The organism is Legionella moravica DSM 19234 (assembly GCF_000423305.1).
Classification (GTDB): Bacteria; Pseudomonadota; Gammaproteobacteria; order Legionellales; family Legionellaceae; genus Legionella; species Legionella moravica.
On record NZ_KE384000.1, the window covers coordinates 33,581 to 54,312 of the forward strand.

Sequence of the window (20,732 nt, forward strand, 5' to 3'; positions counted from 1 at the left end):
TAAATTTAATACATAGGAGCAGTAGATGTTTGAAGATCTACCGAATTATCAAAGAGCAAATCCTTCTCTTTGGCAAGGAAGAAAGGATACGGTCAATGAAGAACGTTTCTTTCAAAAAATTAAATTTTTAAATGATGAAAACGAACTGATTACCGAGGACAAAAAAACCATTTTTCTCGGCTTTGCCAGTGATGCTGGAATCAAAAGAAATCTTGGCAGACCAGGAGCACAATTTGGACCCGACCAGCTGAAACAACATCTGGCGAAATTACCTTGCCCCTACGATCATCATTTTATCGATCTGGGGAATATCCTCTGCGTCAATGATGATCTGGAATCTGCTCAAACCCAATTCGCTGAATTAATCCATCGTTGTATTAAGCAAGGACATAAAACCATTGCCTTTGGTGGAGGACATGAAATTGCCTGGGCCCATTTTCAGGGTTTATCGCGCCATTATTCTAAATTAGGCATCATTAATTTTGATGCTCATTTTGATCTTCGTCCCTGTCAGTCAGGCCAACCCGGTAATTCTGGCACACCATTTTCGCAAATTGCAGAACACTGCAAAGCAAATAAACAACCCTTTGAATACTGCTGCATTGGAATTCAAAAATTTGGCAACACCCCTTCTCTCTTCAATCGTGCCAATGAATTGAATGTCCACTGTCTCACAGCAGAAGATCTCAATGAACAAAGTCAAGCCTGGCAAATCGCTTTTCTAGATGATTTTATGCTTAATCTGGATCACATTTATCTGACTGTTTGTCTTGATGTATTTGCTGAGTGTTATGCACCAGGGGTCAGTGCGCCACAACCCTTGGGACTCACTCCATGGCAAATACTTCCTCTACTGAAATACATTATACAAAGCGGTAAAGTAATCAGTCTGGACATTGCAGAACTTTCTCCACCACTGGATCAAGAACAAAAAACTGCTAGACTAGCGGCTCTTATTATCGCAGAATTGTTAGATACTAATTAAGGAGTATAATTCATGAAGAAAACGATGCTGTGGGGTGCTTTGTGTACACTTTTATGTACTCAATTACATGCGGAAGCAACCCAACAAGCGGTACAGCCACAAACTCCAGATACAACCAATAGCGCCGTGACAGCAAACCAAACGCCTGCGGTGAATCAAAACACACCAACTACTCAGACGAACCCAAGTAATCAACCGACATCGCAGGTGCAATCCACCAATCAGCAACCTGCTCAAAACGTACAACAAAATCAAACCAGTCAAACCCAAGTGACCCAGCCTGGGCAATCCACTTCCCAGCAACCAGCTCAAAATGGAGAGTCCCAAACAACTCAACAGGTACCGGTTGAGCAGCAACAAACTTCCCAACCAATCAATTGTGATTATAAAATTCCTGCTGAAACTAAAGTTATAGACCAAACTCTGGTGTTAACCTGGTCTGAACAGGCAGTGACTCAAGCATTTGATTTTGATCCGGCCTCACTGGATGCCCAGCTTCAAAAGTTGCAAGCATGTTTTACCGATCAGGGATGGCAAGGATTTAACACCGCATTACAAAAATCAGGAAATGTGGATGCCATTAAAACACAAAATTTAACCGTAAGCAGTCAACTGGATGGTCAGGCTCAAGTGACTGAAGCAACTGCAAATGAATGGAAAATAACCCTGCCTTTACAAGTAGTCTACCAAAACAGCAAAGAAAAAGTGACGCAATTACTCAACGTGAATGTGACCATAGGCCGTAAAGTTTCAGGGGATCTGGGCATCACTCAAATGATTGCTACCCCAAGAACATCAGTCACTACGCAACAATCTAATGATGCTAATGCGACATCGAACCCAGCCAATACATCCACCACTCCTAACACTGTAAATCAGGGTACAACACCTGCCAATTCAGAAACAGAAGTTAATCCATCTACTTCAAATTCTACCCCGACAAACTCCAATTCGGTTACGGTCACTCCTGGAAACACGACTACACCAACTGCACCGGCAAATTCAGGCACAGTACCGACCACAACAAACAATGGCTCCAATCTGCAAAATCCTGGATCAGGAACAAATGCAACGCCGGGTTCAACAAACTAGACATTAAACAAGCAGCATCCTGTATATTGGATGCTGCTCTGATGGCAGGAACATCATGAGGAAATTATCTACAGGAGTTTTGTGCATTCTGGCATTAAGTGCGCATGCAAACGTGATACAGTATTTTGCAGGTATCAGTTATAACAATCCCTCCGAATTGTTTAAAATCAAAAATGAAAGTTTGATTTTAGGTGGAACTGGTTTTTATAGTGACGCCCTTTCAACCGCGAAGTGCAACAGTGGTTATAAAATGAACAACGACTAGAGTGAGTCACGTGAAGTTGATAGTCTCAAAGGTGCAAACCGAAGGAGATTATCATGGCAGCAGGCTACCATCACGTGACTCGAGACATAAGGTGTCAGATTTATGCGTTAAAATCAATGGGGCAATCACTGGGACAAATTGCCTTGGTTGTTGGTCGGGATAAGTCGACGATTAGTCGGGAAATAGCGCGGAATACGGGCGGGCGGGGTTATCGCTTTAAACAAGCTGATGAGAAAGCACAAGCACGCCGAAGCGAAGCCAGCAGGGCGAAAAAAAAACTAACGGGAGAGATGCAAGACACCATAAGAGGCAAGCTCCTTGAAGACTGGAGTCCTGATCAGATATCAGGCCGATTAAAGATTGAAGGTAAGGCGATAAGCCATGAAACCATCTACCAGTTTGTCTGGGGTGATAAACGCGCTGGAGGCAAGCTGTATAAGCATTTAAGGCATCGAGGTAAACGCTACAACAAACGCTCATCTGGAAAAGCAGGCCGTGGTTGCATCCCCGATCGAGTCGACATTACAGCACGACCACCGATTGTCGAAACAAAATCTCGCATAGGTGATTGGGAAGGCGATACTATCATTGGGGCAAAGCATAAGGGGGCTATTGTTTCGTATGTCGAACGGCATTCAAAGTTTACTTTGCTTAAAAAAATTGACCGAAAAATGGCTGACCTTGTAACGCAGGCAACGGTTGATAAAATGGCCGATTTACCCCACCCAGTAAGGACAATCACGTATGATAATGGCAAAGAGTTCGCAGCCCACAAAGACATTGCAAGCGCTTTAAATACAAGTTGTTACTTCGCGACTCCATACCATTCATGGGAACGTGGACTTAATGAACACACGAATGGCTTAGTGCGGCAATACCTGCCAAAATCAACTGAATTTACAGGGGTGACTGATGATGAAATTCAGGCTATTGAAAATCGCTTGAACAATCGCCCCAGAAAAGTGCTACAATACAAAACACCCTTTGAGGTCTTCTTTGCTGGACTAAATCCTAGTTCCACTGTTGCACTTCACTGTTGAAACGGCGTGATTTAACATTTAAAGGCAGCGCGCTTAATTTTAATACCTTTCAATACGATACGGGTGTTAGTCATTCACGAACTTATACTCTTTTACCCTATGGACGTATTGCCAAACGATTCAATGATAAAACCGTTTTTGCTCTGGATGTAACGGAACCGTTCAATTCAAATCTGAATTGGGGCAACAATGCCTTTACTAAATATGCAGTTACGCAAAATTATCTTAATGATGTAGACGTTAGTCCCAAAATGTCCTACGCCTTCAGTGACAAACTTCAGTTAGGCGGCGGTTTAAATTTGAATTTTCTGCTCAATAATGAAATAAACTGGGCTTTTCCTACAGGCCCGTTTACCTATTCTAACCTCGTTAATAAAACCCACAGTTTTGGGTTAGGTTACAACCTCGGAGCTACGTATATCATCAATCAAACCAACTTTTTTGGTTTGACTTATTATTCAAGAATTGTCCAAAAAACAACGGGTTATAGTGTTCTTGGCTCCAATTACAGTAACAATCTGTCATTCAATTTCAATATGCCAGCAACCACGATTGCAAGTTATGTTCATATTTTCAATCCTACCTGGCTTATTAACCTTCAAGTGTTTCAAAGCGAGTGGAATGTGAATCAATATGCCCGTCTTTTCAATACTGCAGCCCCACCTCCATTCAGTAACTTTGTCTTTGAAATGCATTTCAGCAAATCCTATGCTTATCTAGCTGCAGTACGCAATCAATTTTCTGAGAAATTGGGAATCACTCTGGCAGGGATGATTGATGATGGGCCTGAACATGACAGTTTAAGAACCATTGTTTTTCCTTCAGATACCCAATATTTCCTTGGGTTGATTGGAGACTATCATGTCAATGCCAATACTACAGTCGAACTGATTTATGGGCATGTATTCTCCTATCCCTCTATTCAGAACAGGGTTATGGTAAATAACGCTTCCGTCCCATTCACTACAGGATTTGTGAACATCAACGCCAATGTCGTGGATCTTAAAATAAAAATTGAAGCATAAGTTCAGGGTCTATTGACCCTGCATTACTCCCTTGTGCACAGCCTGCCATTGAATGTTCCGCACAAAAAATTAACCTTTCAGGTACTGTGCTTAATGCACAGTCCCCCTAAGCTTTTATTTTACTTTTCTTGCATCAATAGCATTGTTTGGCTCAAGTATGCCTCAGCATGAGGCAGTTCCTGTGGTTAAATAAATCTCAACCGAATTCCCGCGGCGAAGACCAAGAGATCCAATTTTTTAAACTGCTAGTCCGCCACCATGGATCCCGCGGTCTTCGCCGCGGGAATTCGGTGAGTTAAGTAGCCTGGTTGCGCGCAACCAGGATTTTAAGAGCACTAGCTAAACTTCGTTTTAGAGTGCTTGAGAAAAAAGCACCCTGTTTGCAAGCAAACAGGCTACATTTGCTGTTTGCATTAAATAATATCAGGCTTCGATTGTGAGGGAATAAAGCAATTGGCGATAATGGCCTACAAAGCGCGATGTTCGCTCAGAAACAAGGCGCATTGCATCAAAGTCATACCCGCCAACAAAACCTAAACTATTAATATTTAACAAATTAACGGTTTACTACCGCTGGCTTATTCACACCATTTTGATCTGGATACGCAAGAATAATGACCTTGGTTCCAATTCGCATGAATTCTTCATTCAACCATTTTGCAGCACTAGGAAGAACGCGCACACAACCATGGCTGGATGGATGATCAGGAACTTCGTAAGCAGCATGAATGGTGAATCCTTGATAGAAGTACATGCAATAAGGCATTTTTGCACCGCCTTTGGTGTCTACAGGATATTCTCCAGAACGACATTCAGCACCATGTTTATTATAAACACGGAACGTACCAGTAATTGTTCTGCACGATTGATTAGGGTTTTCTTCACACACATCAACCCCAGCAGAACCACTTCCTGTCATGACCCTGTTTCCTTCTTCATCGTATGCAGCCCATGCAGAGGCTTTAGGATCGAAGACAAACAAACGCTCTCCAGATGCTTTAATTTGCATTGGAAAATAATCACGTCCCCGCTTGTCTCTTAAATAGTGGGTTGTTCTATGCACATAGCCCGCATCATCGGTAATTAATGTAGATTCGTCGTATTCAACACAGGACGTAAGACCAAGGCATAAGAACATGCCAAACCAAAACAGCTTTTTCATTTAATTTTACTCTCCATTATATAATCCCAAATCATTCAAAAATTAATTCAAATAATCCTGAATGATGGATAAACTCAAAATACAGTATACCCGCTCATCTGAGCGGGTATAAGATCAATCTTTAAGTCGTCTGTATTTAATCCGCGATGGTCGAGTTGCCTCATCACCCAAACGTTTTTTCCTATCGGCTTCATAGTCACTGTAGTTTCCTTCAAAGAAGGTAATTTGTGAATCTCCTTCAAAAGCCATCAAGTGAGTACAAATTCTATCTAAAAACCATCTATCATGCGAAATAACAATAGCGCAACCCGGAAAATTAAGTATTGCTTCTTCCAAAGCTCTTAAAGTTTCCACATCCAAATCATTACTCGGTTCATCAAGCAATAATACATTACCACCACTTTTCAATAATTTGGCCAAATGCACCCGATTGCGTTCTCCACCGGACAATTGGGACATTTTCTTCTGTTGATCCGTTCCCTTAAAGTTAAATCGCCCAACATAAGCACGGGAAGGCATTTGGAAACTACCCACTTGCATGATGTCATGACCATCAGAAATTTCCTGCCAGACTGAGTTGTTCGCATTCAAGTCATCGCGCATCTGATCCACATAAGCCATTTGCACGGTTTCTCCGACGCGGATGGTGCCGTTATCAGGCTCTTCCTGACCCGTGATCATTTTCAAAAAGGTTGACTTACCTGCGCCATTCGGTCCAATAATGCCCAATACACCACCTTTTGGAAGAACAAAATCCAGATTATCAATAAGAATACGGTCTCCAAAGGCTTTACAAATTTTTTCACCTTCCAACACCAAATCGCCAAGACGCTCACCTGGTGGAATATAAATTTCATTAGTTTCATTACGTTTTTGAAACTCTTTGGAATTCATTTCTTCAAATCGGGCAAGTCGAGCCTTATTCTTGGCATGTCGTCCTTTTGGAGAGGTTCGAACCCACTCCAACTCGGCTTTTATCGCTCGTTGGTGTGAATCTTCCTGTTTTTTCTCCATATTCAAACGTTCTTCTTTCTGTTCAAGCCAGGAAGTATAATTACCTTTGTAGGGAATACCTTCACCCCTATCCAGCTCAAGTATCCATTCTGCCGCATTATCCAGAAAATATCGATCATGGGTAATCGCTACTACAGTACCTGGGAATCCTTCAAGATAATGTTCCAACCAGGCAACACTTTCTGCGTCTAAATGGTTAGTCGGTTCATCAAGCAATAACATATCAGGATTGGAAAGCAACAAACGGCATAAAGCCACCCGTCTTCTCTCCCCTCCAGAAAGCTTGCCAACCACCGCATCCCATTCAGGCAATCTCAACGCATCAGCAGCAATATCCAGTTTTCTATCCAGATCCCAGCCACCGCACGCTTCAATTTCATTTTGCAGCTCACCCTGCTCAGCGAGCAGAGTATTCATTTCATCGTCACTCATTGGCTCAGCAAAACGCATGCTGATCGCATCAAAACGCACCAATTTATCTTTGATTTCAGCAACACCTTCTTCCACTACTTCTCGAACAGTTTTTTCCAGATGAAGTTGCGGCTCTTGCTCCAGGTACCCAATTCGAATTCCAGGTTGAGGTCTTGCCTCACCTTCAAACTGCGTGTCAACGCCTGCCATGATTCGCAATAAAGTAGATTTACCCGAACCATTTAATCCCAATACCCCAATTTTAGCCCCAGGGTAAAAACTTAATGAAATATCTTTTAAAATAAATCGTTGATTTTCAACAATTTTGCTCACCCGATTCATGGTGAAAATATACTGTGCCATAATACTCCAACCCTCTTTTAATCTGGCTCAATTACCAATCAAGAATTACTTTTCCTGACTGACCTGATGCCATAATTTGAAACGCATGTTCATACTGATCTACCGGAAAATGATGAGTCATTACCGGTTCAATAGTTAATCCACTTTGTAGCATGGCTATCATTTTATACCAGGTTTCATACATTTCTCGACCATAGATTCCTTTAATTACTAAACCCTTAAAAATGACCTGATTCCAATCAACTGGAGTTGCCTGAGGAGGAATCCCCAGAATAGCAACATGCCCTCCATGGTTCATTGTTCTCATCATATCATTCAAGGCGGCAGGATTACCTGACATTTCCAGACCAATATCAAAGCCTTCCACCATACCTAACTCGGCAATAACATCATCCAGTTTTTCATTGCTCACATTCACCGCGCGAGTGGCTCCCATTTTTCGAGCCAGATCCAGACGATAATCATTCACATCAGTAATGACTATATGCCGGGCACCAATGTGTTTTACTATTGCTACAGCCATGATGCCGATTGGACCAGCGCCGGTAATTAATACATCCTCACCCACCACATCAAATGCCAGGGCGCAATGCGCTGCATTACCCAGCGGATCCAGTATTGAAGCCTGATCACCTGTAATATTATCGGGAAGTGCAATAACGTTTGTAGCTGGAATAGCCAGATATTCGGCAAAACATCCTGGTCTGTTGACACCAACACCCAAGGTATTACGACATAAATGCCTCTTGCCAGCACGACAATTACGGCAAAAGCCACAGGTTATATGACCTTCACCCGAAACCCTTTGACCAACTTTTAGGCCTTGAACTTCCTTACCCACTTCAACAATTTCACCATAAAACTCATGGCCAACGGTCATAGGCACAGGAATTGTTGCCTGAGCCCAGTCATCCCATTTATAAATATGAATGTCTGTGCCACAAATTGCTGTTTTTTTAATTTTAATTAATACGTCATTTACACCGTATTCTGGAACTGGTACATCCTGCATCCAAATTCCGGGTTCTCTTTTAGCTTTGACTAGCGATTTCATTCAGTACCTCAGAATAATAATGAGTTAATTTAATCCTGCTTGAAAACAACAGGAGCGGTTTTATCCTTGATATTCAACGTCTCTTTTTGTCCTGGAGTATCCAATTAAATTACGGAAAATTCCTTTCCAACCGTTTCAAATGCATGCAATGCCTTGTCTAAATGATGCAATTCAAGAGCGGCTGACATCTGTGTTCGAATTCGAGCTAAACCTTTTGGCACAACTGGATAAGAAAATCCAACAACATAAATACCCAATTCCAACAATCGATTGGCTATACGCCCTGCCAAACTGGCATCACCAAGCATCACAGGAATAATGGGATGTTCGCCTGGAATCAATTTGAATCCCAATTCAGTCATTCCTTTCCGAAAATAGTGGCTGTTGCGTTTTAATTTTTCAGCCAAAGAATTACTTTGAGTTAATTTATCCAACACTACGGATGAAGTATGGGCTATAACAGGCGCTAAAGTATTGGAAAACAGATAAGGTCTGGAGCGTTGACGCAACCATTCAACAATGACCTTATTTGCAGAAGTGTATCCGCCTGAAGCACCTCCCAAGGCTTTGCCAAGCGTACCTGTAACAATATCAATACGATCAGTCACACCAAAATGCTCAGGAGTTCCTCTCCCTGTCGCACCCATAAATCCGACAGCATGGGAATCATCAACCATCACCATGGCATCGTATTTATCTGCCAAGTCACAAATTGCAGGTAGATTGGCCAGTATACCGTCCATTGAAAAAACACCGTCTGTAGCAATCAAACGAAAACGTGCATTTTTAGCCGCGATTAATTGTTCTTCCAAAGCACTCATATCATTATTCGCATAGCGATATCGTGCAGCCTTACACAATCGGATCCCATCGATAATGCTGGCATGATTCAGTGCATCACTGATTATAGCGTCCTCTTCGCCCAGCAAGGTTTCAAAAAGGCCGGTATTGGCATCAAAACAGGATGAATATAAAATAGTATCTTCTTTACTCAAAAACTGGCTGATTTTCTCTTCCAGCACTTTATGAGGAGTTTGAGTTCCGCAGATAAAACGAACGGAGGCCATACCATAACCGTATTGTTCAAGAGCTTTTTGTCCTTCAGCAATAAGCGCAGGATCATTCGCCAAACCTAAATAATTATTAGCGCAAAGATTGATTACTTCCTTTTCATTTACTTTTACGTCAGCTTGTTGCTGACTGGAAATAATGCGTTCTGATTTAAATAAACCTTCATTTTTAAGACCATCCAGTTCTGTTTGCAGATGATTAATAAATCGCTCAAGCACTATTCTCTCCAATGGCTGTTGACAAAGTTATAAATAATAACAAATTTTAGACATAGTCACCATGAAATACCGATAAGAAAAATAAGAACTTTCATTTTAAGACATTAATACTTAGCACATAAGATGAATTCTTGCTAAAATTGACCCAAAGTTTTAACCTATCAAAGATAATTAACACGGTAGAAGAAATGAGCAATCAAAGCGCACGCATTAATATGGTCAAACAACAATTAAGAACTGGCGATGTTTTAAACGAATCCATACTTGATTTGTATGATCTCATTCCTCGTCATGAATTCGTACCAGAACTGTATACTCATTTTGCATATTCAGACATGCAGATTCCCTTGGCGCATGGCCAAAAAATGTTAACACCTCTTGAAGAGGGATTAATTTTACAGGGTCTGAACCTTAAAGGTCACGAAACAGTGCTGGAAGTTGGAACTGGAACTGGTTTTTTTACTGCAATGTTGAGCAAGTTATGTAAAAAAGTAATCAGTATCGATTGTTATCCTGAATTCACCCAGTATGCCAAACAAAAGTTGGAAGCCCATAAATGTACTAATGTCGAATTGCATACAGGTGATGCATGCCGTGGATGGCTGCAAAGCGCACCCTATGACGTTATGGTGTTTACCGGTGCGATAGAACAAGTAACAGAAACCCACAGACTACAGATATTGCCGGGTGGAACGTTATTCACTATAGAAGGTAAATCGCCTATAATGCAGGCTCGTTTATATAATCTTGATCATAACGATATCTGGACAGAAGCTCTGCTTTTTGAAACCGATATTCCTCAGCTTGTAGATCAATTAAAACCAAAAGAATTTGTATTCTAGGGAAAGCTCGAATGAAGAGATCGTTGCTGTTCTGTATATTAACTCTAGGTCTGTCTGCACATACACATGCAACTGATCTAATGGATATTTATCAACAGGCTCTTGAGAACGATACCGTATTCAAAAATGCTTATGATACCTATATGTCCAGTACAGAAGCGATCCCGCAGGCTCGAGCTGCGCTTTTTCCTCAAGTGGGAATAAACGGTCAACTCGGTCGTAATCTTCAGCTTGTACAAGCGGGTGGACTTAGTACGAACCTTGCCTATGGTAATACAGTCTGGCAAGTTACCGCCTCCCAGGCAGTATTTAACTACCAGGCATGGGCCAAAGTGGCGCAAGCAAAAGCTTCTGTAAAAGCTGCGCAGGCAAATTTTAATGATGCCGCACAAAATCTGATACTCAGAACCGCAAAAGCCTATTTTGATGTATTATTTGCCAAAGACACTCTGGATTTTGCTGAAGCCAAGAAACGGGCGAACAAAAGGCAGTTCGATCAAGCAACCCAACGCTTTCAGGTAGGTCTGGATGCCATAACTTCAGTTTATGAAGCCAAAGCAGCCTATGATCAATCCGTTGCAACCGTGATTTCAGCCCGTAACAATCAGATCAACCAAAGTGAAAATTTACGAAAACTCACAAACCACGTTTATGAGTCATTGGCCCCTCTTCGCGACAGTAAAATTCCATTAATAAAACCTGAACCCAACAATGTGGATCAATGGATTGATACAGGTCTGAGACAGAACTATAAACTATATGCTGCCAAATACAGTCTTGAGGTAGCAAAAGAGAATGTAAAATCATTAACTGCTGGTAACTGGCCTGTATTTTCCATCCAGACTAACGCAGCCCAGACTCATAATACTGTAGACAGCACTTCGTTCTTTGCGCCAACAAAGCAAACACAGGCCAATGTCGCATTGGCAATGAATTTTCCGGTCTTCCAGGGCGGACTGGTACAATCTCAAACAAGACAAGCACAATATGGTTTTCAATCGACCAGTGAACAGCTGGAGCAAACCTACAGAGACGTCGTTGTAAACAGTCGTATCGCGTTCAATACAATTACGGATGGAATCAGCAAAGTCAAAGCCGACAGACAAACCATTATTTCACAACAGAACTCCCTGGAAAGTACTGAAGCACAATTTGAAGTCGGTACCCGAACCATGGTGGATGTAGTGAATGCCCAACAAAAATTGTTTGAGGCTCAGGAACAATTGGCAAAAGATCAGTACGATTTGATTAATGCTATATTAACTTTAAAATATCTCGCCGGCACTTTAAATGTAAATGATATTGAGCTGGTCAACTCATGGTTAGCGACTACTCGGGTTAATGGAATAGCTTCAGTATCTAGCGCTACCACTAAATAATTTGATTAGGTTGTTATATGTCGTCCAATCCCACATTAGTAGAAAAAAAATTATTGCACTATACCGGTAAAGCCATCGCTGATTTTAACATGATTCAGCGAGGAGACCGCGTAATGGTCTGTTTGTCCGGTGGTAAAGATTCATTTACCATGCTAACCATACTGGATCAATTACGACGCCGGTCAGGCAACAAATTTGAGCTGTTCGCTTTTACTCTCGATCAGGCACAACCGGGATGGAATGATTCCATACTTCGCCAATGGCTGGCTGACCGAAGTATTCCACATGAAATACTGACACGTGATACCTACAGCATCGTCAAGGAAAAAGTTCCTGAAGGTAAAACTTATTGTTCACTTTGTTCACGATTACGTCGTGGCATTATTTACCGCTACGCAGAGGAACATGGGTTTAACAAGATTGCCCTGGGGCATCATCGGGATGATATGATTCGCACTTTAATGATGTCCATATTATATAATGGCGATATACGCTCCATGCCCCCCAAATTATTGAGCGATAACAAAAAACATATAGTCATTCGCCCAATGTGCTACGTGCAGGAAAAGGACATTATTACCTTTGCTGGAGAACAGGCTTTCCCTATCATTCCGTGTAACCTTTGTGGTTCTCAGGAAAATCTGATGCGCAAAAAAGTAGCGCGTTTAATTGATCAACTGGCCGAAGAAAATCCTAAAGTGCCAAGCAATATTCTCCATGCACTGCAAAGTTTAAAACCAAGTCAATTGATGGATCAAAGTATGTGGAATTTTAAAAATCTTGAGCAGGAGCTAATCACTTCTAATCACAGTTCAGAGATGGAGGTTTTTAAAACAGAAGAATTTGAGATTCAGGAAGACTGAACATCATCATCCTAGCGACGCTGGCATATTAATTAGGCAACATCGGCTTTAAAATGAGAATAATGCCAGCGACACGTTTCATCACGTACAGCCTATTGATAACAGGATCAGGTACTTGTGTCTAAATTGCGAACTTCTGGTCTTAGCACAGATGTTCCATTCCCTCTCCCCAACCCTCGTCCCGCGAAAAAGCATCATCCTACTCGTCAAATTCCTAGCGCGGGAGAGGGAGCAGATCGAAGTTATTTGAAAAATCTGTGCTCAAATTGAGATAGAGGAATTTGAAATTTTGGAAGACTGAGCATCATTACCCTAGCGACGCTGGCATATTAATTAGGCAACATCGGCTTTAAAATGAGAATAATGCCAGCGACACGTTTCATCACGTACAGCCTATTGATAACAGGATCAGGTACTTGTGTCTAAATTGCGAACTTCTGGTCTTAGCACAGATGTTCCATTCCCTCTCCCCAACCCTCGTCCCGCGAAAAAGCATCATCCTACTCGTCAAATTCCTAGCGCGGGAGAGGGAGCAGATCGAAGTTATTTGAAAAATCTGTGCTCAAATTGAGATAGAGGAATTTGAAATATTGGAAGACTGAACATCATTACCCTAGCGACGCTGGCATATTAATTAGGCAACATCGGCTTTAAAATGAGAATAATGCCAGCGACACGTTTCATCACGTACAGCCTATTGATAACAGGATCAGGTACTTGTGTCTAAATTGCGAACTTGTGGTCTTAGCACAGATTGTTCCATTCCCTCTCCCCAACCCTCGTCCCGCGAAAAAGCATCATCATACTCGTCAAATTCCTAGCGCGGGAGAGAGAGCAGATAGAAGTTATTTGAAAAATCTGTGCTCAGATTTAGTCTGGGAGAACTGTAATAGAGTGTGAGAAATGTTGCCTATCTGCCTAAGAAAAAAATACGTAACATTCTTTACAAATATATTACATAATGTATAGTATATGATTTGCACAAGCTAACCATAATGAATCATCATAGCATGCGTTTAATGCCCTGTGATGACTGAAATGGACTAACTTATACAAAGTGTGTGTTGACTATTCTGATTTCGACTGTATATAAGGAATTGTCGAGCCAAGGCCCGACCTACCCCTGCTGTACATGAAGTTGTGTTCAATTTGATGAGTAGTCAAATTACCTCGAATAAAATGGACTGGTTTGCCCAATCTTAGGCTTATAATTAGATACAGGAACTTTTCGATGATCAATAGAACAATTATAAATCCGCGTAAATTTCGTGTATATACTAAACGCTACTTCAAATTTGACTTTGTTGCTGCCATCGTTGTATTTCTCGTGGCTATTCCCTTATGCCTCGGTATCGCACTCGCATCCGGCGCCCCACTATTTTCTGGAATTTTAAGTGGGATTATCGGCGGTATAGTCGTTGGCTGTATCAGTGGCTCACATATAAGTGTCAGTGGACCTGCTGCTGGTATGGCGGCCGTTGTAGTCACTGCAATAGCTCAAATTGGTGATTTTAATTCCTTTTTACTCGCACTGCTACTAGCAGGTGTGTTGCAAGTCATCATCGGCAGTTTTAAAGCGGGTTTTGTAGCCGATTACGTCCCTACAAATGTTGTGCAGGGCTTGCTTTGTGCGGTGGGAATTTTATTAATAATCAAACAATTACCCTTGGCATTTACCCTTTCCTCCGATTTTGATGAACTGAAAACTCACCTATTGGAAACTGCAGACGTTATTACCCTCAGCCCTCTTCTGGCTTTATCGAATCATATTAATACTGGGGCTATGCTGATTACTGCAATATCAATGTCCATTTTAATTTACTTCGAATACACAAAAATAAAACTCTTAAAAGAAATTCCAGCCCCGATCGTCGTGGTAGTTGCGGGAGTTTTTCTTAACGATCTGTTTCAATGGCTCGATTCTCCCCTGGTACAAAACTCACCGCAGTTGGTGAACATTCCAGAAACAACCGGGCTGTATGAATTTTTTAGCCAGCTTCAATACCCACAATGGTCTTCCTGGACAGAACCCAAAGTGTATCTGTATGCATTAATCATAGGAATAGTCGCATCATTGGAATCTCTGCTGAATTTAAAAGCAGGAGAACGTATCGATAAAAGAAGATTGCATGCCTCTACCAATCGTGAATTAATTGCGCAAGGAGTGGGTAACATGTCTGCGGGCCTTATTGGAGGCATCCCGATTACTTCGGTAATTGTAAGGACATCTATCAATATTCAGGCCGGTTCCAAAACAAAAATGTCAACAATTTTACACGGTCTCTTTATCTTGTTTGCCGTAATGATGGTACCAGGAGCATTAAACAAAATTCCGCTGTCATCTCTTGCCGCAATCCTGATTTATACTGGATACAAACTGAATAAACCCTCCATTTACCGTAATATATACTTCCAGGGAAGCGATCGCTTTATCCCTTTTATAGTAACAGTAATCAGCATTATTGCCTTTAATTTGCTGGCAGGAATCCTGATCGGTTTATCCATCTCTCTATTTTATATCTTAAAATCAAACAGCCAGACACGGATAGACATTATCAAAGAAATATACCCGAATGGCATAACCAGCCGGATTATTCTACCTCAACAAATGACTTTTCTTAACAAGGCAGCTCTGGTAGCTGAACTAAATTCCATACCCAAACACGCTCAATTGATTATCGATGCCCGATATACCCAATACATAGATAAAGAAATTCTGGAATTCTTAAAAGAATACAAAGAAGATATGGCACCCAGTAAACATATCGCATTAAACATGACCGGTTTTAAAGATCATTATAAAATTCATAACTACATTGATTTTATTAATGTCACTACTTACGACGTTCAATCCAATCTGTCACCTGCTGAGGTGCTTAATATATTGCATGAGGGCAACCAACGCTTCCTGCATGACACACGCATACATAGGTCGAATCGAATCGACATAAAACATACAGCCAAAATGCAGCACCCAATCGCGGTTGTCCTGGGCTGTATTGATTCTCGAGTTCCTGTGGAAACTATTTTTGATATGAGTTTCGGGGATATATTTTGTGTCCGAATTGCAGGAAATGTCATCAATGATGACGTTCTTGCCAGTATCGAATACGCCTGTAATGTAGTTGGTGCTAAATTAATCGTCGTCCTTGGACACACCCGATGCGGCGCAATCCAATCCGCATGCGATAACATCGAAAAAGGACACATTACCCAGTTGCTTTCAAAAATAAAGCCAGCAATTCAGGCTGAAACTAAAACAACTGAGAATCGCACTGGCCAGAATACCTCTTTTGTTACTCGAGTAACTGAGCTGAATATTGCCAACACACTGCACAATATATACTCACAAAGCGATATTTTAAAGACGATGATAAGCAACGACGAGGTTGGTATCGTTGGCGCCGTATACGATGTCAACAGTGGTAAAGTCAATTATAAAAACTTTGCGTCTGAACTGGTTAAACTGGAAGGTATGGAAGAAAAAATATTAGTTGAGAAATGCGAAAGTGTTCTTCAACAAGCTAAACTGAGTGCATAGTCTGAGAAAACAGCATTCTTTAATCTGAATTCAGCAAACGGACATTCCTCATGCCTTGAACTGCTGAATTCAGATTAAAACAGCCTCGGCAATAACAAACTAAATTCTCGTTGCTTTTAACACCTAGTTACCCAGGTTCTGTGAACAAAATGTCTAACGCATCCAAATAAACACTCCGGCCAAATGCAAAATTCCAAAGTGGAAATTCAATGGACATAAAGACTTAACAAATATCCTTGTCATGATACAATTTAAAACTCAGTGCGTCTTTTCTAAACCAATTCAAGACTTAAGCAAAGTATATCCGTATAGAAGTGCATTTGTTAGAACGAATGACTGCATTTGACCCGCATGTACTTGCAGAACTCATAAGCCAACGTCCTGATGATGACCTGAGTGCCTGGACTCGTGCCATGAGTCAGAATGGATTAACCGACAAAGGGCGTGTTGCCGCATACCTTAAATTATTTTCTTTACTCGATAGCGTACAGCAAAATATGTTAATCAACTCCCTGAAACCACCGTATTCACACCAAACCAATTCACAAGCCTCCTCCTCTGTGCCATCATCAAATGATGACTTCTGTAATTCCATTCCCAAAAGACTTTGACGCAAGCAGCTCATTAACCGATTCACGACAAAGTTTCTTTTCTCAACCAATACAACTCGAAGAAAGAATTCAAATCGTCATGGATGATAATACTCAGTACATCAGGAATAACCCATAGATTTATCTCCTGGCCTGTTTGCTTACAACTGTCGCTTGATCACTTCTTTACCCACACCCAGCGGCTTTGATCGTGGAACCAGGATGTCAGTGCTATAACACTGGCTCCCGCGGGAATTCGTTTGAGATGTGTGTACAAGCCTCATTTCGAATTTCCGCGGAATTTATCTAGTGCAGTTGTAGCCTGTTTGCTTGCAAACAGGATTGCTCAAAAATCTCTCAATAAATCATAATATCAACTGGGCTCCGCGAACGAAGTGAAGCAATCCAGCCTAGCATTCTCACAAAATTTCGATCTGGATTGCATGCTATCGCTCGCAATAACGTTTTTTATGCAAAAAATGAATTGTGTTCACAGAACCTGGCCACTGATCGCACCATTTTTTTAATTGCATCCTGGATATTAATGTTTGCTCAAACTATTATTTAGGTAAGTTATTTATTTAACAAAAGGAATTGGACAATGTTATCCAAGTTTGCCCTTCATTGTGCACTGCTGTTCACCCTGATTTCGTCCATATCCAGTTACAGCTCAAACAATCATTTAAGTGACACAGCCGTAACACAGTGGACAGAGCACGTCTTAATGGAGTCATTAACTGCAAGCTATCAAGACACACAAGCCGATATTGAACAGGTTCAAAAGTACTACTCTCATGCAGCATGGGAACCCATGAACTTGTTTTTTGATAAAGAACTGCAGGCAATTAAGACGCATAAATTGACTGTACATCCCAAACCGATTAACAAACCCACTGTAACTCAGGAAAATAATTGCCAATTCAAGTCATGCTGGAGAGTGAATCAATCCTATAACCTTCCTGAACTCCATTTAAACATTGATTTTTCATTATTGATTATTCGTTCCAATACAACACAATATTTAATACAAAGTCTCAACATGAAAGTCGAACACTATTGATTTCGTCTTCTAAATGCGAGAAATAACACCCGTTATTGTTACAACTCTTCAGGCAAACCCTGACTCATAAAATCAACCCAGGTTCTCACTTTAGGTTGCATATAACGTCCAGGATGATAATAGAGAAATACGGGAATCTTTGGCATTCGAAAATTGATCAAAACCTCTTCCAGTTTCCCACACGCTAAAGAATCCGCAACCTGGTAATGATGTAAGGCAACAATTCCCAAACCATTAATCGCACAATCCAGCATGGCCTGAGCATCATTCAGATATAAAACTGGCATAAGATACACCGTTTCACCAGAAGGAAAAGTCCAGGCATCATTAGGCGTTCTCATGGTATGAGTGATGTAATCATGATTTAATAAATCCGAGGGTGTGCAAGGATGATTTTTTAAGCTCAGGTAGGCTGGGGAGGCACAAAAGACATAACGGGTAGAGGTAATTTTCTTTTGAACTGAATTAGAAGCAACCTGCGCTGACATACCAAATACCACATCCAAATCCTCTTCCAAAAGATTGGGAATGTGTTCCGCAATTTGTATATCAATAGTAACCTGAGGGTAACGATTCCTGTATTCCTTCAGTCGGGGAAGAATGTACTGATCAGCAAAATACCGTGAGCTTTTCACTCTTAATAAACCGGTAGGCTCTTGTTTTGCATCAGCAACCACCCCATTGGCTTTATCCACAGCAAGCAGGACCCTTTGGGCTTCACGGTAATACGTTTCGCCAATCTCGGTAAGCGATACCTGTCGTGTTGTACGATGCAGAAGCATTACTCCGAGGCTGGATTCCAATAAACTGATTTGTTTACTGACTGCCGCAGCAGAAACATTCAAAACCTTAGCTGCCGCACTAAAATTGGCACATTGTGCGACTTTGCAAAAAGTATGAATTAAGCCCAGGGTATTCATCAGTATTCCTAATAGATATCGCCAATTATCTCATGATAAGTATATAATAACCCACCAAATAGAATTTAGACTACTCCAGGAGCTGAAATGCGTGCATCCCAATGGTTTTTAGCGACCCAAAAAGAAACGCCAAGTGATGCTGAAATCACATCCCATCAACTAATGCTCAGAGCAGGTATGATTCGTAAGCTAGGCTCCGGCCTTTATACCTGGATGCCATTAGGTCTTAAAGTACTGCGTAAAATTGAAAATATTGTTCGCGAAGAAATGAACAAAACTCATGCCATGGAAGTCTTGATGCCAGCGGTACAACCCGCAGAGTTATGGCAAGAAACAGGCCGATGGGAGACTTTTGGCGGTCAATTACTGACCATGCGCGACAGCAATGAACGGGAGTATTGCTTTGGCCCAACGCATGAAGAAGTAATCACCGATATTATGCGCAACGAACTTCGCTCCTACAAACAACTTCCCGCTAATTTTTATCAAATTCAGACTAAATTCCGTGATGAAATCAGACCACGATTCGGCGTTATGCGTGCTCGAGAGTTCATTATGAAGGACGCCTACTCTTTTCATTTGAGTATGGAAAGTTTGCAGGCTACCTATGAAGACATGTATCAGGCCTACAGCCGGATATTTAATCGTATGGGCTTAAAATTCCGCGCTGTAGAAGCAGATACTGGAGCTATTGGTGGCTCCGCATCCCACGAATTTCAGGTACTGGCCGATTCAGGTGAAGATTTGATTTTTTATAGTGATGGCAGTGATTATGCGGCAAACATTGAACAAGCCACCAGTTTAAGACCTGCTAAAGCAAACGATATTACAAGCAAATCCATGGAACTGGTCGATACGCCAAATCAAAAAACCATAGCGGAAGTAGCGCAATTTTTAAAAGTCGATGCTAAAGAAACAATCAAAACATTAATTGTCCAAGGTACAGATCATCCTATGGTCGCTTTGGTTTTAAGAGGTGACGACGAACTCAATGAAGTGAAGGCAATAAAACACCCGATGGTGCACTCGCCTTTGATTTTCATCGATGAAGAGACAATTAAGAAATCACTTAACACTCCAGTTGGCTCCCTGGGACCAGTGAACCTGAGTATACCTGTGATTGTCGATCACCATGCCTTGGCCATGAGCTCATTCGTCTGTGGTGCCAATCAGACAGACAAACATTACATCCATGCAGCCTGGGATAGAGATGCCACTTGCACTGAAGCCTTTGATTTACGCAATGTCAAAGAAGGCGATGCAAGTCCGGATGGAAAAGGCACGCTTCACTCATGCCGTGGTATAGAGGTTGGGCATGTATTCCAGTTAGGCGACAAATACGCCAAAGCCATGAATGCAGCAGTACTTAATGAACAAGGACAATTACAGACCATGCTGATGGGATGTTATGGATTAGGGATTAGTCGTGTGGTTGCAGCGGCTATAGAACAGCACCATGATGAACATGGCATTATCTGGCCCCAGGCCATTGCCCCATTCCAACTGGTCATCATCCCGATAAATGGGCAAAGATCCCAGAAGGTGTCTGAATATGCGGAGTATTTATACCAACAGTGTTCTAATTCAGGTTTGGACGTCTTATTGGATGATCGTAATGAAAGACCCGGGGTTCTCTTTGCCGACAACGATTTAATTGGCATACCGCATCGTCTGGTGGTTAGCGATCGGAACCTGGATCAGGATTGTGTTGAATACAAGGCACGGTCAGCTCACGAATCACAGCAGATAAACAAGGATAATGTCATTGATTTCATCCTCAGTTTGTTCGATTAAAGGATAAAAGGAAAAGTCCTGTCAATTATATTGAGGCAGCCAA

At 41.5% G+C, this 20,732-nt stretch carries 17 protein-coding genes; 12 read left to right on the forward strand and 5 right to left on the reverse strand.

From position 1 onward, the window contains the following. The first annotated feature begins 25 nt into the window (after window positions 1-25). From hutG to G543_RS17850, 5 genes are read left to right on the forward strand one after another with little or no spacing between them, the layout of a single operon-like run. Window positions 26-985, forward strand: a complete 960-nt coding sequence (hutG, locus tag G543_RS0112105) for a formimidoylglutamase (RefSeq protein ID WP_028384756.1) — start codon at window positions 26-28, stop codon at window positions 983-985. A 12-nt stretch (window positions 986-997) separates the two neighbouring features. Further along, entirely contained in the window at window positions 998-2,077 is a 1,080-nt protein-coding gene (locus G543_RS17840) for a DotI/IcmL family type IV secretion protein (protein WP_065236053.1), read from the forward strand. A 55-nt stretch (window positions 2,078-2,132) separates the two neighbouring features. Next, entirely contained in the window at window positions 2,133-2,342 is a 210-nt protein-coding gene (locus tag G543_RS0112115) for a hypothetical protein (protein WP_028384757.1), read from the forward strand. Between the two features lie 53 nt (window positions 2,343-2,395). Next, entirely contained in the window at window positions 2,396-3,382 is a 987-nt protein-coding gene (locus G543_RS17845) for an IS30 family transposase (RefSeq protein WP_035922212.1), read from the forward strand. Continuing rightward, window positions 3,379-4,407 (forward strand): OmpP1/FadL family transporter, encoded by a 1,029-nt coding sequence (locus G543_RS17850; protein ID WP_238584786.1) that lies wholly within the window; start codon window positions 3,379-3,381, stop codon window positions 4,405-4,407. Before G543_RS17845 ends, G543_RS17850 begins: the two co-directional genes overlap by 4 nt. A gap of 556 nt (window positions 4,408-4,963) precedes the next feature. On the opposite strand, the gene G543_RS0112130 is transcribed toward G543_RS17850, so the two are convergent. The 4 genes from G543_RS0112130 to G543_RS0112145 all read right to left on the reverse strand — a co-directional run bounded on the left by G543_RS0112130 (window position 4,964) and on the right by G543_RS0112145 (window position 9,700). Further along, window positions 4,964-5,569, reverse strand: coding sequence for a L,D-transpeptidase (locus tag G543_RS0112130; protein WP_028384758.1), 606 nt, complete (start codon window positions 5,567-5,569; stop codon window positions 4,964-4,966). Window positions 5,570-5,683: 114 nt separating this feature from the next. Then, entirely contained in the window at window positions 5,684-7,357 is a 1,674-nt protein-coding gene (gene ettA / locus G543_RS0112135; protein WP_028384759.1) for an energy-dependent translational throttle protein EttA, read from the reverse strand. Window positions 7,358-7,388: 31 nt separating this feature from the next. After that, on the reverse strand, window positions 7,389-8,411 hold the full coding sequence (gene tdh / locus G543_RS0112140) for an L-threonine 3-dehydrogenase (protein ID WP_028384760.1): 1,023 nt from the start codon (window positions 8,409-8,411) through the stop codon (window positions 7,389-7,391). A 104-nt stretch (window positions 8,412-8,515) separates the two neighbouring features. Then, window positions 8,516-9,700, reverse strand: coding sequence for a glycine C-acetyltransferase (locus tag G543_RS0112145; RefSeq protein ID WP_028384761.1), 1,185 nt, complete (start codon window positions 9,698-9,700; stop codon window positions 8,516-8,518). A 188-nt stretch (window positions 9,701-9,888) separates the two neighbouring features. Between G543_RS0112145 and G543_RS0112150 the strand changes: the two genes are divergently transcribed. The 6 genes from G543_RS0112150 (at window position 9,889) to G543_RS0112175 (ending at window position 17,975) form a co-directional block, all read left to right on the forward strand. Further along, window positions 9,889-10,542: a protein-L-isoaspartate O-methyltransferase family protein gene (locus G543_RS0112150; protein ID WP_028384762.1), complete on the forward strand. Its 654-nt coding sequence runs from the start codon at window positions 9,889-9,891 to the stop codon at window positions 10,540-10,542. 11 nt (window positions 10,543-10,553) lie between these two features. Further along, entirely contained in the window at window positions 10,554-11,921 is a 1,368-nt protein-coding gene (locus G543_RS0112155) for a TolC family outer membrane protein (protein ID WP_028384763.1), read from the forward strand. Between the two features lie 17 nt (window positions 11,922-11,938). Further along, a complete protein-coding gene (gene ttcA / locus G543_RS0112160; RefSeq protein ID WP_028384764.1) occupies window positions 11,939-12,784 on the forward strand; it encodes a tRNA 2-thiocytidine(32) synthetase TtcA in 846 nt (281 codons plus the stop codon). Between the two features lie 1,231 nt (window positions 12,785-14,015). Then, the gene (locus tag G543_RS0112165) at window positions 14,016-16,325 is read left to right on the forward strand and encodes a bifunctional SulP family inorganic anion transporter/carbonic anhydrase (protein ID WP_028384765.1); all 2,310 of its coding nucleotides are present in this window, start codon (window positions 14,016-14,018) and stop codon (window positions 16,323-16,325) included. Between the two features lie 332 nt (window positions 16,326-16,657). Continuing rightward, window positions 16,658-16,936, forward strand: a complete 279-nt coding sequence (locus G543_RS0112170; protein WP_133141389.1) for a hypothetical protein — start codon at window positions 16,658-16,660, stop codon at window positions 16,934-16,936. 580 nt (window positions 16,937-17,516) lie between these two features. Then, window positions 17,517-17,975, forward strand: coding sequence for a DotI/IcmL/TraM family protein (locus G543_RS0112175; RefSeq protein ID WP_035922214.1), 459 nt, complete (start codon window positions 17,517-17,519; stop codon window positions 17,973-17,975). Window positions 17,976-18,013: 38 nt separating this feature from the next. On the opposite strand, the gene G543_RS0112180 is transcribed toward G543_RS0112175, so the two are convergent. Further along, complete coding sequence (locus G543_RS0112180; protein ID WP_028384768.1) at window positions 18,014-18,895, reverse strand: LysR family transcriptional regulator; 882 nt, start codon at window positions 18,893-18,895, stop codon at window positions 18,014-18,016. Window positions 18,896-18,982: 87 nt separating this feature from the next. Between G543_RS0112180 and G543_RS0112185 the strand changes: the two genes are divergently transcribed. Further along, complete coding sequence (locus G543_RS0112185) at window positions 18,983-20,689, forward strand: proline--tRNA ligase (RefSeq protein WP_028384769.1); 1,707 nt, start codon at window positions 18,983-18,985, stop codon at window positions 20,687-20,689. Window positions 20,690-20,732: the final 43 nt, after the last annotated feature.

Bases quoted from the DNA above. Each gene is read 5' to 3' on its own strand.
- hutG (WP_028384756.1), top strand. From the start codon at position 26: ATGTTTGAAGATCTACCGAATTATCAAAGAGCAAATCCTTCTCTTTGG.
- G543_RS17840 (WP_065236053.1), top strand. From the start codon at position 998: ATGAAGAAAACGATGCTGTGGGGTGCTTTGTGTACACTTTTATGTACT.
- G543_RS0112115 (WP_028384757.1), top strand. From the start codon at position 2,133: ATGAGGAAATTATCTACAGGAGTTTTGTGCATTCTGGCATTAAGTGCG.
- G543_RS17845 (WP_035922212.1), top strand. From the start codon at position 2,396: ATGGCAGCAGGCTACCATCACGTGACTCGAGACATAAGGTGTCAGATT.
- G543_RS0112130 (WP_028384758.1), bottom strand. From the start codon at position 5,569: ATGAAAAAGCTGTTTTGGTTTGGCATGTTCTTATGCCTTGGTCTTACG.
- ettA (WP_028384759.1), bottom strand. From the start codon at position 7,357: ATGGCACAGTATATTTTCACCATGAATCGGGTGAGCAAAATTGTTGAA.
- tdh (WP_028384760.1), bottom strand. From the start codon at position 8,411: ATGAAATCGCTAGTCAAAGCTAAAAGAGAACCCGGAATTTGGATGCAG.
- G543_RS0112150 (WP_028384762.1), top strand. From the start codon at position 9,889: ATGAGCAATCAAAGCGCACGCATTAATATGGTCAAACAACAATTAAGA.
- G543_RS0112155 (WP_028384763.1), top strand. From the start codon at position 10,554: ATGAAGAGATCGTTGCTGTTCTGTATATTAACTCTAGGTCTGTCTGCA.
- ttcA (WP_028384764.1), top strand. From the start codon at position 11,939: ATGTCGTCCAATCCCACATTAGTAGAAAAAAAATTATTGCACTATACC.
- G543_RS0112165 (WP_028384765.1), top strand. From the start codon at position 14,016: ATGATCAATAGAACAATTATAAATCCGCGTAAATTTCGTGTATATACT.
- G543_RS0112170 (WP_133141389.1), top strand. From the start codon at position 16,658: ATGACTGCATTTGACCCGCATGTACTTGCAGAACTCATAAGCCAACGT.
- G543_RS0112175 (WP_035922214.1), top strand. From the start codon at position 17,517: ATGTTATCCAAGTTTGCCCTTCATTGTGCACTGCTGTTCACCCTGATT.
- G543_RS0112180 (WP_028384768.1), bottom strand. From the start codon at position 18,895: ATGAATACCCTGGGCTTAATTCATACTTTTTGCAAAGTCGCACAATGT.
- G543_RS0112185 (WP_028384769.1), top strand. From the start codon at position 18,983: ATGCGTGCATCCCAATGGTTTTTAGCGACCCAAAAAGAAACGCCAAGT.